Source organism: Leisingera sp. G5_S3_59_S7 (assembly GCF_054968485.1).
In genome coordinates, this window is the sequence record NZ_JBQKUH010000042.1 from 1 (window position 1) to 13302 (window position 13302).

At 64.1% G+C, this 13302-nt stretch carries 5 protein-coding genes; 1 reads left to right on the forward strand and 4 read right to left on the reverse strand.

Translation table 11 applies throughout. The features are described from left to right. Positions 1 to 124 precede the first annotated feature (124 nt). On the forward strand, positions 125 to 1129 hold the full coding sequence (locus ACTRWG_RS16605) for a beta propeller repeat protein (RefSeq protein WP_462829625.1): 1005 nt from the start codon (positions 125 to 127) through the stop codon (positions 1127 to 1129). Positions 1130 to 1176: 47 nt separating this feature from the next. On the opposite strand, the gene ACTRWG_RS16610 is transcribed toward ACTRWG_RS16605, so the two are convergent. From ACTRWG_RS16610 to ACTRWG_RS16625, 4 genes are all read right to left on the reverse strand, one after another. Beyond that, positions 1177 to 3354 carry a heparinase II/III domain-containing protein gene (locus tag ACTRWG_RS16610; protein WP_462829626.1) on the reverse strand — a complete coding sequence of 726 codons (2178 nt, stop codon included), beginning with the start codon at positions 3352 to 3354 and terminating at the stop codon, positions 1177 to 1179. After that, entirely contained in the window at positions 3329 to 8089 is a 4761-nt protein-coding gene (locus ACTRWG_RS16615) for a glycosyltransferase (protein WP_462829627.1), read from the reverse strand. The genes ACTRWG_RS16610 and ACTRWG_RS16615 overlap by 26 nt, the downstream gene beginning before the upstream one ends. 86 nt (positions 8090 to 8175) lie before the next feature. After that, positions 8176 to 11640, reverse strand: a complete 3465-nt coding sequence (locus tag ACTRWG_RS16620) for a glycosyltransferase (RefSeq protein WP_462829628.1) — start codon at positions 11638 to 11640, stop codon at positions 8176 to 8178. Positions 11641 to 11754: 114 nt separating this feature from the next. After that, complete coding sequence (locus ACTRWG_RS16625; protein ID WP_462829629.1) at positions 11755 to 13188, reverse strand: glycosyltransferase family 4 protein; 1434 nt, start codon at positions 13186 to 13188, stop codon at positions 11755 to 11757. Positions 13189 to 13302 lie beyond the last annotated feature (114 nt).

Consider the following 13302-nt stretch of genomic DNA (forward strand, 5'->3'; position numbering starts at 1 on the left):
GAGCTGCAGAGAGCCGTTGGAGACTGGCGGCCATGTCGTAATCGAAGCCAGGCGCCTGCCTTTGAAAACAAACTCCATGTTTCTCGAGAATTTTTTAGACACTGAGACAGGGGCGCAAGTGGTCTTGGCTTCACAAGACGGGGTTGTTTTGGAGAGCCGGGATGGCGGCGGGTCGTGGGAAACGTTCGGCACCGGGCTGCACGCGCAGAAGTGTTTCACCACTGCCGCCGGGCAGCACCTGCTGCAAGAGAAGACCGGCATGGTGCATCTCTTCAGTGCGGACTGGCAGAAACTGGCTGAGGCTCCGGCGGGTGCATACTCTTGGCATGGTTCCTGGAGTATCGACCAATGCCCGCAGACCGGCACTCTCATCTGGTGCGAATATCCCTATTGCGCGGAGACCGTGAACGTTTGGCGCTCGGTGGATGGCGGCCGCAGCTGGGCAAAATGTTTCAGCGAAACCGGGCATCCGGAAGACCCTAAAAAGGGCCGCATCCGGCATTTCCATCTTGTGCAGAAATGCACCAGCAGACCGGGCCGCTGGTATCTGGGCTCCGGCGATACGGAAGACCAGTCCCGGTTCTGGGTGTCGGAAGATGACGGCGAGACCTGGCAGGAAGTACCCCTGCAGCGCTTGGAAGGCGCTGGCAAAGACGATATCCCGGAGCGGCTGCAGAACAAGGTCTACCGGTTTACCGGCATGGTTCAGACCGCGGACACGCTGGTGTGGGCCACCGATGACACCTTCAAGGGGGCCGGGGCCAAGCTGTGCATCATGCGCAAGGACCGGCTTGGCAGCGTTCAGCTCGCGGCAGGGCATTGCGGTTTCAACGAAATTCGCAACTTCATCCAACTGGACGACCGCTACGCGCTTGCGGTTTCGGAGGCGAAACTCATGCAAGGCGCTGCGACGCTTACGGTGGTGGATTTCCTTGACGGCCAGGTCGAACGGCATGTGGCCCTGCCCAACCGGCGCGGCACCAAGAGCAATTTCATGAATGGCGTCAGCTCACGCAAAGCTGACAGCAACGGGGCATTCTTTGCGCGATCCGACAATATCGTTCTGTATCCCTCTCCGATGACCACGGCCTGGACGGTAACGGTTCGACGGCCGGGGGCGGCAAACTGACGTCACTTTAGCAGCAGGGCCGTAAAACGGCCCTGCCGGATGTCACACTAGTTTTCAACCGCGCTGATCCGCCAGCGGGCGGTCTCCTGGCTGCCCAGATCCACGATCAGCGTATCGGTTTCGGCGTGGGTCATGAAATGATGCCCGACCAGGCCGGCCATCGGAGTGCTGTCCTGCTCGCCGCGGGCGATGCGCGCAGGCAGGTCCCCGAAGTCGATGATCAGCGAAAACGCCGAGCCGGGATGCGTCAGCACCGCCTTGCCGTCTTCCAGCCGGGCCGTGACATGCTCGCCGCAGTGGAAGCGCAGCTGCGCGGTCTCCTGCGGTTGCGAAATCCCGTCTTCCCCGGTGAAGTCCAGCTGCGTCAGCGGGCCGCTCACGCTCCGCGCCAGGGTCAGCCCCGCGTAAGCCTCATGCGCGCCTTCGGCCGTGCAGATGCCGTCTTCGCTGCGGCCGTCCAAATGCGCCAGGCCAGGGTCGATCGAATAGGCCTGACCGGGCAGGCAGACGCAGTTGTGGGCCGCTGCCGAGCGCAGGTAGGCGGGCAGGGGCTGGGTGTATTCATGCGAATAGAAGCTGTTGTCGATCAGCCATTCCACCCCGTCGAAATAGAGCGAGACCGCCAGGTTGTCTTCGTGCTTGTGAGTGCGTGACAGCGAGGTTGCCAGCATCGTCAGCATGAAGGGACGGTCCTGGTGGTTGCCCTGCCAGATGGCATAGCCGGCCCTTGGCAGCACCGTGAAGGCAGGTTTGCCATAGGGGATCTGGCCGCGCGGGTTGACCCCGTCCTGGTTTGGCAGGCGGAAGGTGTCGCCCTGGCTGAGGGTGCGGCGGCTGTCGGGGTAGCGGAAGAAATCCGAGAATTTCTGCAATTCCGCCGCTACTGCGGGAATTTCCGTGGGATGGCCGCTGAGGGTGGCGAGGTTGCCGGCAAATTCAATCAGCCGCTGCACCCCGTGGTGATAGCCGATCGAGTTTTCGACAAAGACGGAATACCCTCCGTCCCGCACGATCAGTTTCTCGAACTGATCTTCCAGGCGGGTGATCGCGGTCCTGGTCCAGAGCGCAGCACAGGGCCAGCGGGGAAAGGCCAGGGCGGTTGCCAGCAGCACCAGGTCCTGGAACCAGGCGTGGTTGTGATAGCGCGTCGGCTGGTGGCCCGCATAGAAGACCTCTGAGGCCAGCAGCTGGGCATGGCGGAAGATCGCGCGCCGCAGCCGGTCCTGGCAGCGCGCGTCGAAGCCATGCGCCTGGCCGAGGCCATAAAGCTGGATCATGGCCAGGCAGCGCTCCGCAGTGCCATGATCGTACCAGGCATATTTCAGATTGGCGTCCGGGGTGTCATAGCTGCGCTCCAGCCAGCTCATGACCAAGTCGCGGGCGGCAAACAGCGGGCCGGTCTCGCCGGTGTCATGGGCATGGAGCATCAGCATCACTGCCGGGTGCAGGGCGTGCCAGGAAAACTGGTAGGTGCCGGTCTCCGGCAGGGCGGGCGGCAGCACCGCGTCCGCGGGCCAGTCCAGCAGCACATCCCCGTAAAGCGGGCATTTGCCGTCTTCCATGAAAGCACGGGCCTGGCTCTGGTAGTTGCGGAAGCATTTGAGTTCGTAGGCGCGGATGGCGTGCAGGACCCGCGGCGGCAGGGGCAGGTTCTGGCCGGCCAGCGCCTCCCCGTCGAGCGGCGCTTCCCGCCAGAGCAGCATATCCGCGACATCCAGATGCGCGGCTTCGCCCGGCGTGCCCTTGATGTAGAGCCGGATGTCGGGGGCCTGAGCGTCATCCGGATGATCCCAGCCGTGCCGCCAGCCCCAGGCGAGATCGCCATGGCCGGCAGAAAAATCGAACCAGTGATCCTGCGCCGGGTTGCCGGCCTTGACGTGCTCGAAGCCGCCGGCCCCGGTGTAGCCGATGGCGATGTAGCTGATCTGCTGCCAGCCGCGCAGCCGGATCCGGGCGCCGATGCCATTGGCCAGGGCCGCCTCCGGCAGTTTCAGCCGCAGCTGGTAGCTGCCGAGTCCGCCGGAATAGCCGGCGGTGGCATGGGCGCTCTCCAGGGTGATATCGCCATCCCCCGAGAGCATCTCGAGGGAATAGCGCTCGCCTGCGCCCTGCAGGCTGTAGTGCCGGTACTCCAGGAGCTGCCGGCCCAGAAGGCATTCCGGCAGCTCCTGGGGGTCTTGTAGTACGGCGGGGGGTACGTCAGCGGGCTGCAAGTCCGGCATCATGGCCTGGTGTTTCCTCTTGGTCTTGGCGCGCGGCAAACAGGCGCAGTTCTTGGTCAACGATGAGATCCCCGCCGGACTGGCGGCGCACGCGGGCTGCTGCCGCGGCAGACATTTGCTGGAAGCGGGCGGGGTCGTGATACAGCGTTTCGATCGCGGCGGCGAGACCGGTCGCATCTTCCGGCGGCGCCAGGAAGCCGCAGCGCTCGTCCACGAATTCCGGGATCGCCGCGACATCCGTCGTCACCGGCACCAGCCCCGAGGCCATCGCCTCGTCCCGCGACACGCCCTGGCTGTCCATGCGGGACGGGCACAGGAAGATGCCATACTCCTTGTGGAGCCTGGCAATTTCAGGCTGTGTCAGGAAAGCCTGCTCCAAGATTACGTTCTTGAAGTTCCGGACGGGGGCCACGGTATCCTCGAACAAGGGCCCGCGGCCGACCAGGCGGAACTCCAGCTCGTCAAAGAAAGGCTTGTCCTTGAGGGCCAGGATGGCCTGAACGGTCAGGTCGTTTGCATAGGTTCGCGAGGCAAACGGGCGGATGGACAGGATCTTGCAGCGCTGCCCGGCGTCCTTGCCTCCATAGCTGAAGAGATCGCTTTTGATCGGATTGTGGACGATTGATGCGCTGGCCGCCGGCAGCCGGAGCTGGAGGTCCTCCTCCACGGCGTTGCGCAGATATTGCGACACGAACACCAGGTGCAGGTTTGGCGGGATACCGTCCAGAACGCGGCGCCAGAAATCCAGCCGCTTGCCGCTGGCGGCTTTTGCGGCTTCCAGTTCGGCTTCGGTCTGGTAGTTGAACGCACGCCGGTGCCATGGCTGCACTTCGGAACCATGCAGCCAAACGATGACGCGCAGGCCCCGGCGCACATGCGGCTCCAGCACCTGCCACATGTCCTCGTCCAGGAAATGCACCAGCACCGTGTCATAAAGGCCCTGCGCCAGCATCGCGTTGAGCTGCTGGCGGCTGCCGGTCATGCAATCGATGCCCTCGAATTCGTGGAAGGCCAGGTCCCGGCCGGGGCGCAGGCGGAAGACGTCCACCGCCTCGCCCTGCTCGCGGTAGGCCTTGACCCGGCTGTGCACGAAGCCGTTGCGGTAGATGTCCTCCCAGGAGGGGTAGTGGTTGGTCAGCACCAAATGGCGGGCCTTGCTGAGGACCGGAACCGGCTGCGGCGCGCGCTCGCCCAGGAGCAGGCGCTTGACCACGGCCTGGCCGCCCGAATAGATCCGCAGGCCGAAGCGCACCCAGGCGGTGCCCTCCGGCAGGTCTGCCCGGGTGTTCTTGTTCATCGGGGCCATAATATGGCCCAGGCGCTGCTTGTCCTTGTCGAGGAACAGCGCGGCGCATTGCAGGTTCAGCCCCGGGTCCGCCTCGAGGTGCAGCCGCAGCTGGCCGTTCCGGCTCACGTCCGCCACGGCGTGCTCCCCGGGCTGGTAGAGGTAAATATGTTTGCCGTCCGGCAGGTTCGAGGTCAGGAGCAGCCCGCCGGCCTCCTCTTCCCAGGTGACGCTGCCGTCCGCCGGGGCGCTGACCTTTGCCATCAGCGCCGCGGCCGCAACCTCCGGTGCCTGAGTGACGGGGTCCACTGCCGGGGCGCAGGTTTCTGCCTGCTGCTCCAGCTCGGCCAGCGGGAAGCCGGGGTTCAAATCCTCCAGGTCATCCACGGCGGCAGCAACGCCGGAACAGGGGGCGCCGTCCGCCCCGCTGCCGTTTTCGCAGTAGTTGCAGGGATCGGTGGCAAAGATCTCAAGCTGCTCCGAAGAGACACTGGCATTGGGCAAATCTGTCAGCAGATGCTCCAGAGTTTGCCCTTGCAGAAAGCAGGGGGCCAGCAGGGCGCGGCGCAGAGCTGCTGCAGCGGCCGGCCGGTAAGCTTGGCCGTTTGCCTTGAGGGATACACTGCTGTCTGCAAACGAATAATGCTCGGCCTTGCAGATCACGGCGGCCTGGGTGTAGCGCGTGGCCAGCAGGAGGTCGCGCAGATAATTCGGCCCGTAGTAGTCTCCGGCTGCCATGCAGGCGCCCCAGGCGCCTTCGGCAGCGGTGTCTTCCAGCAGCAGGTTTGCTGCTTGAGCTTCAGGAAGGGTCCGGATGCTGCGGTCCTCAAGCGCCTCTGCGAGATAGGCGAGGCTGCTGTCCAGCACCAGGAGCAGTTCGGCTTCCACGCCTTCCTGGCGGCGGAAATGGGCTGTCAGGGACAGGGCTTCATTTTCGTTCCGTGCGTGCGCCAGCACAGTGACCGGGGGCAGCTTGTATGTATCTTCCGCAAGGCCGGCCTTGCGGGCGACATAGTTCAGCCGTGCGCCGTATGTATGCTCGCTCATAACCTTGCGCAGCCCCGCCAGGCGCAGCTTGTCCAGGTCGGCACTCTGCAGCTGCTCCAGGATTTCATTGCCGTTGTCGCTGGAGATCACCAGGCTGCCGAACATGTGCCGCAGACCGCGGGAATAGTTGGAGACCGTGATGGTGTTTGAACCGAGCAGCTCATAGACCCGGCGGGCAAACATGGTTTGCGAGTTTTTGACGGAATTCAGGTTGATGCCGAAGCGGTATCCTTTGTAGGCGCGGTCAATCTGCTCTGGCGGCAGCGTGCCAACGATGAATGGCTTGTAGGCGTCCGGGAACATGTAATCGGGATGATCCTTGCCGAAGTTGCGGTCATAGATCTCGAGCGGCCGGAAACCGGGCAGGGCTTCAATGAAGTTCTCCAGATCCCGGGTCCGGTCCGGATAACGCACGTAGTAGGCCCCGGCAAAGCAGAAGGCATCCTGGCGGTCCCAGGTTTCAACCGGGTTATGGATGGCGGGCTGGCAGGCGAAGGGCAGGAAATAGACCCGGTCGTGACCCAGCTTTGCCTTGTAGGATCCAACGCGGTCCAGATCGGTGGTGCAGACAATGTCGAATTGCGCGGCTGTCGTCAGGAAGGTTTCGAAATGAACCGGATCCTCCTTGTTCCAGAATACAGTCGGGATCCGGCGGTCCTTGCACCAGGCCACAATGCCCCGCACCTCTGGGCTGAGATGGCCGACCTTCGGCCCCCATTTGCCGTCTTTTCCGCGCCAGGCGGATTCGATGAACAGCATTTGCGGGCGGAAATCTTGCAGCTCCTGCTGCCAGTTTTCCGGAGTAAGCTGCATCAGGTCGCATTCCGGCGCATAGGATGTATAGGTGAACTCGTCCATGATCGCAGCGACACGCAGCTGCGGTTGCATGTCCGGCATTCCAGCGCCGGAAAGGAGCGCCTCGATTTCCCGCTGCTCACGGGAGGATACACCAGGGTAGCCGGCTTCCGCCAAAGCACCGAGCAGGGTTGCGGCTTGCTGATGCAAGCCGGTCTGCAGCAGGCGGAAGCCGTGTATCTTGTCCGCGCGCGGGCCTGGCATCAATCTGTGCGCGATAGAGCTGAGCAGGCAGGCGGCTTCCGGATCGGCAGCTGCCGCTGCGCTGGAAAGCTGCAGGCAGATTTCAGCAGCCGGCTGTGCCTCCGCTCCCATTTCCGCGGGCAGTGTTTCCAGAACTCTCAGCCATTCAGTGCTGTCTGTTCCTGATGCGGTTTGCGGGCCGGGCTGATCAGCCGAAGCCTCATTTTCTTCGGCAAGCCGAGCGGCCTGTTCCGTGAGGGCCTGAATTTCCGCCAGCAACGCCGCATTCTGCTGCCCGGCCTCTGCCAGGCTGGCAGTATAGCGCTCCTTTTCCGCCTCCCAAGCCTCTGCCGCAGCCTGCTCCTTCAGAGTGGCCGCCTGCAGCTCGGCTTTCAGGGCGGCACGCTCCTCTGCCATGCTGTTTTGGCCAGTGCTGACCTCAGTTTGCAGCCGGATCAGAGAGTCCCGGTTTTCCCGGGCCTCTTCCTGGGCCGACTGAAGCTGGGCGTTCAGCCTGCGCACCTCAGCTTGCAGCCCCCTCAGCTTCTCGCCTGACGCTTGGGCTTCTGCTTGCCACGTGGCGAGTTCACGCTGCAGCAGCGCTTGCGCCTGTTCGCTGTGCGCTGCGGCTTGCCGCGCGGCGTCCAGCTCCGCCTGCTGGATCTGATGGTCCTGCCGCAGACGGCCGATACAGTCCAGCAGGTCTGTCTGTGCCTTCAGGGTGGCGTGTTCCGTTTCGGCAAGAAGCTGCGGGATGGGGAGCGGTGCAGGCTCTTCGGCCCCGCTGCCTTTGATCAGGACTGCCCGGATGTACCCGTCTTCAACGCTCATGGCTGCCAGTTGCCCGTAAGGCTGCAGCAGTTCGCCGATATCGCTCAGGAAAAAATCATGCTTGCTGCCGTTGCCGTTGCCGTTGCCGAAAGGCGTGGTCACAATGGCGCGGCCGTTTTCCTTGAGGTGAGTGAACGCGAGGCGCAGGAAATTGGGCACATTACTTACATGTCCGATCACATCGTCCAGAACAATGGTGTCGAAAATGGCGTCCAGCCCGCTTTGAAAGAGGCCGGCATTGCGGAACTCAATGCGCTCACGGACTGTTTCGGGCTCTGCGCTGAGGGCGCTGTTTGCACATGCGACAGCTTCTGCATCCAGGTCGATGCCAACAGCATGGAAGCCTTCCCGGGCAAGCAAGATCGGGAGTGCGCCCTCTCGGGTGCCGATATCCAGGACGCGCTCTCCCGATACTTGCGACGCAACCCAATGCATGCGGTTGCGTGCTTTGTCCGCGGGCGCGCGGTTCCGGCCGGCTGGAACGTCCCGCTTCGGGAGTGAGGCGGAAGCAGGGAGGTCCGTAATAATCTTGTGCATATCGTGGTGCCTCAAATCTCAGACAGGTGTGGCAGTGGTTACAGGAGCTGGATGGGGGAGGAAAGCGGTTGGCAGCGGATATCTGGTCATAGGGCTCTGATCAGGGCTGTTTCGCGGGCGATGGTTTGCTGAAAGCCGGATTGCGCACGCGCGCGGCCTGCAGCGGCTTTGGACAGGCGCAGGAACATATCCGGATCCAGCGACAGCCTTTCGATGGCATCTGCAAGCGCCAAGGCATTTTCGGGCGGGGTGAGAATGCCGCAGGATTCATCCACGAATTCAGGCACTGCTGAGGTCCGGGTCGAAACCGGGACCAGGCCTGATGCCATTGCTTCATCCCGCGAAACGCCCTGGCTGTCCCAGCGGGTCGGGGTGATGAACACACCGTGCCTGCGGTGCAGATCAGCGATTTCCGGATGGGTCAGAAAGCCCTGGTGCAATGTCACATTGGGCAAGCCCCGCAGCGCTTTGGTCTCTTCCTCAAAATCCGGGCCGTCGCCGGCGATGGTGATGTCAAACGCCTCGAAACCCGGCCTTTGGGAGAGCGCGGTGATTGCCGCCGCGGTCAGATCATTTGCGTATTTGCGGCCTGCATAGGGCCGGATGGACAGCAGGCGGAAGCGGTCTTCGGGGGCTTTGGGGCAGTAGCGGAAAATCTCCCCGTCAATGAAGTTGTGAATGACCGAATAGCGGCCGTCCGGCGGACGCCGCCCAACATCTGCGGCGGCTTCTTCCAGCAGGGTGCGGGAGACAAAAACAAGATGCAGGTTTGCCTCAGGGCTGGAGAAGACCTCCTGCCAAAGCTTGAGGTATGCACCGGTCCGCTGTTTCTTCTGCTCAATCTGAGCGGCAGACATGCGCGGGAATTCAAACGCCCGCCGTTGCCAATGCTGGATCTCGGCGCCATGGATCCAGATGGTGACCCGGATCCTGTGCAGATGCTTCTTCAGCACCTCCCACATGGCCGGGTCCAGAAGATGCACCAGGACATGTTTGCAGCGGCCGCTGCGCAGGGTTGCGTCCAGCAGCGCGGCGTCTCCGGTGGCGACGTCGATATTTTCAAATTCATCATAGGGTTGCGCGCTGCCGGGGTTGAGGCGGAAGACGTCAGCATCCAGCCCCTGCCGGCGGTAGCCCCGGATGCGGCTGTGCAGGAAACCGTATTTGTAGAGGTCATCGCAGGAGGGGTACTGCTTGGTCAGAACCAGGGTCCCGGAGCGGCCGGCCATCACCGGTGGAAAGACGGCCTGATCACCGAAGACCAGGTCCGAAAGCGCCAGCTTTCCAGGGCCGCGCAGCCTCAGGCCGAAGCGGATCTGGGTGCAGTGCTCCGGCAGCGCCAGGGCATGGCGCCCGCCCTTGGCGAACATTGAATGGCTGATTTTCCGGCCGCCGCTGTCATAATATTCGCAGATCAGCTGGCCCTGCTGCAGGCTGTGCGTGAGGCCGAAGCTGAACCAGCTGTTGCTCTCGAGGTTGAGCGCGTCGCGCGGATACTTGCGCGTCATCCAGACATCCGCGGGTCCGCCGCCCTCATCCTGGGAGGTGATCACGAGCTGCCCGTCCTCCAGGCGCTTGGCCAGAGGCCTGCCCTCGGGCAGGATAGCGCCGGAGAAGATCTCTGCCGCGGCCAGGGCGGGCAGGGCCTGCGGGCGCGGGCGCGGTTTGGCGGCGGGCAAGTCTTCCGCGATGCCGTAGAAGCGGGCCAGCGGGGCGCCCTGGCAGGGCAGCTCCATATCGCGGGCCAGGGCCTGTGCTGCGGGATCTTCGGCGCCGTTGCGGCAGTAGTTGAATTCGTCAATGGCGAGGGTGCGCAGATCTTTGGCGGCGGCCGAGGCCGGGTCGCGGAGGCAGTCTGCCAGCAGGCTGCCGGTCAGATGCCGGGTGCGCACCAGGCCCGCGGCAAGCCGCATGGAGCAGCTGTGGCGGTAGCGCAGGTCTTCGCGCTGCAGGGCGGCGCCATGGCCCGTGGCCTGAAAATGGCAGCCCTTAGAGACCCCGTCTGCATCGCTGTAGCGGGGCGCGAGCAGCAGGTCGGTCAGGTAGTGTTCGCCGTAGAAATCCGCCGGGTCCAGGCAGCCTGCAAAAGCAAATTCGCGGCGCCGCTTGTCAAACGCCGCCAGCAGGCTTTCGGCGTGGCTGAACACCGAGACATCGCCGCCGCTGCCGGGGGCGCCAGCTTCCGCAGCGAGCAGGAACAGGTGCTTGCGGGGGTGGGCCTGGGCCTGGAAGGCAGCGGTCAGCCTGCGGGCCTCCTCTGCGGTGGCAGCAGAGGCAATCAGAGCGGCGGCTGGCAGGCTGGGCGCGAAGGGCTGGCCGGTGACCTTGGAGAGGATGTAGCCCAGGCGCGCGGCATAGCTGTGCTCCTGCAGGACTTTGCGCAGCCCCAGCAGCCGGAACTTGCGGTATCTTGTGTCCTCTGCGGTGAGCGCTTCAAAGGCGCCGGACAGCCTGGCGGGCTGATCCGAACAGATTGCCAGATCGCCGAACAGCATCCGCATTCCGCGGGAGAAATTGCTGGCCACCACGGTGTTTGAGGCCATCAGCTCATAGACCCTGCGGGCAAACATGGTCTGCGACTGTTTGATGGTATTTATGTTGATGCCGTAGCGGTAGCCCTTATAGGCCTTGCCGATCTCAGAAAACGGCAGCGCGCCCAGGATCATCGGCTGGTATTTGTCCGGGAACTTGTAGTGCGGATGATCCTGGCCGTGGTGCCGGTCGTAGATCTCGACCGGCCGCAAGGCGCGGGCCGTTTCGATCATGGCAGCAAGATCGCGCTGGCGTTCGGGGTAGCGCAGATAATAGGAGCCGGCAAAGTTGAAGGCGTCTTTGCGCGGCAGCGTGGCGATCGGATTGTGCACTTGGGGCTGGGCCGCAAAAGGCAGGAAGTAGACCTGCGCGTGGCCCAAGGCGTCCTTGTAGGACGGGATGCAGTCCATGTCGGTCGTGAAGACAAAGTCGCATAGGCGCGCAGCATCCAGGAAGGTGTGGAAATGGACCGGGTCTTCCTTGTTCCAGAAAATAGAGGGGATGCCGTTTTGCCTGCACCATTCCAGCATCCCAATCAGCTGCGGAGCAGGTGTGCTGACCATACGGTTCCAGGCGCCGCCGCTGCCATGCCAGGCCGATTCCACAAATACGAATGCCGGCCGGAAATGCGCCAGCTGGGTGATGCAGCGTTCAGGCTCAAGGGGAAGGTACACGCACTCCGGGGCAAAGCTGGCGGCCGTGAACTCATCCATGATGCCTGCGATCCGCGGCGTGCCCGTGTTCCAGCCCGACTCCACGAAGACATGGCGGCTGTTGCGGATACGGACCAGGTCAGGGCTGTGCGGGCCAAGGGTTTGTTCCAGCTGCTGCAGGGCGGTTTGGGCCGCCTGCCGGTTCTGTCCGCGTTCTGCGGTTTTTTGCAATGCGCATAAAAGGGCTGTGTCGTTGCCGTCCCGGGCCGCAGACTGCAGCAGCGCTATCGCAGAGTTCTGCCGCCCTAAGCGTTCCAGTTCCCGTGCCGCCTGGATCAGGCCGCTGCGGGTCTCGTCAACGTGCATGATATGAGGCACCCAAACTGAGCCAATGAAAATGACCCTTGTCCGGTTTGGCAAAGGCTTGGTTGTGATACCGCCCGCAGCGCAGGCCGTAAACAGGTTGGGGGTAAAGATGCGTCATCGCATTCCTGGCTTTGAAACAGGGCTGCCGATGGTGCGGGCAATCTCCATTGCTGCCTGGCTCCAGCTGCGCTCCCGGGCCACCCATTTGCGTCCCGCCTTGCCCAGGCGCGCGCGCAGCGCCGGGTCGGCGATCAGCTGCGCCAGGGTGCGGGCCAGGTCTTCGGCATCGCCCTTCTCGAAAGTCACGCCGGTTTCGCCATCCGCCACCATCTCTGCAAGCGGCCGCACGGAGGAGACCGCAACCGCCTTTTCCATGGCCATCGCTTCCAGCGGTTTCAGCGGCGGCACCAGTTCGGTGACAGGCTGAGGCTTGCGCGGGAAAGGGGTGATGTCGATCAGGGAGTAATGCGCCGCGGCTTCCTCATGCGGGATGCGGCCGGGCATGATGAGCCAGCCATCCAGCCCGGCTTCCGAGGCGGCTTGCCGGATGCCCTGTTCAGTCGGCCCGCTGCCCGCCAGCAGCAGCCGGAACTCCAGGCCGCGCTGCCGCAGCAGGCTGCAGGCGCGGATAAGATCGTCCAGCCCTTCATATTGCACGAAGCTGCCAATGTAGCCGAGCACCGGCACGCCTTCCGGGATTGCGTAGCGTGCTGCCAGCGCTGCATTGCGGGGCTGCGGAATGAATTTCGCGGTATCGCAGCCATTGGGCGCCAGGGTGATCTTATCCGCAGGCACACCGCGCCGGATCAGCTCCTCCCGCATCGGGGCGGCCAAGGCGAACACATGGTCTGCCTGGGCCGCCGTGCAGCACTCCAGCGCATATTGCAGCTGGTAGAAGAGTGTGGGCTCGATGCCGGGATCCGCTGAAAGCTGGGTGAGCTCCCAGAAGCCGCGCACTTCGTAGCAGAACGGCAGGCCCAGGCGGCGGGCGGCAAGCAGCCCGGGCAGGGCGGTCTGAAAATTCGAGGCCGCGATGACGGTCTGAGGGCGCAGCGCGCGCAGGCGGGCCTCCAGGGCGCGGGCGGCGGCGGGCAGATAGGCGGAGAACCCGGAAAACCCTTCCAGGACCGGCAGGGCCTCATGCAGGTATTCGACACCTGCCACCTGGTCTGCGGGGCGGAACGCCTGCGGCGGGGAGCGGTCGAGGGGAAAGCCGGGCCGGGTCAGGCAGATCAGGTCCACCCCGTGGTTTTTCAGGGCGGCAGCTATGGCCTGGCCGCGCAGGGTGTAGCCGTTTGCCACTTGCGGCAGGGCATAGTTCAGCAGGTAGGCGGCCCGTCCGGGAATGGGCTTCAGCGGCTCCGGGGGCGGGGCGGGAAGGGTTTCGGCCATGTGCAGGGCGGCCACAGGCTCTTGCGCCAGCGAGCTGAGCGCTTCGGCAGCGGCTGCCCCGCGCTGCGGTGCCAGCACCGCGATGAGATCCCGGTAGAGGGCAAGCGCGGTGCCGGTATCGCCCGCGTCCTGGGTTTGGCGCAGAAGGCGCCACAAGCCGCCCGCATCATCTGCGGACCGGAGAGCCCGCCGCCGCAGCTGGCGCTCAGATGCAGGCCGGCCGCGGGCCCGCAGAACCTCTGCGGCCGCCAGCAAGCCGGACCGGAAATC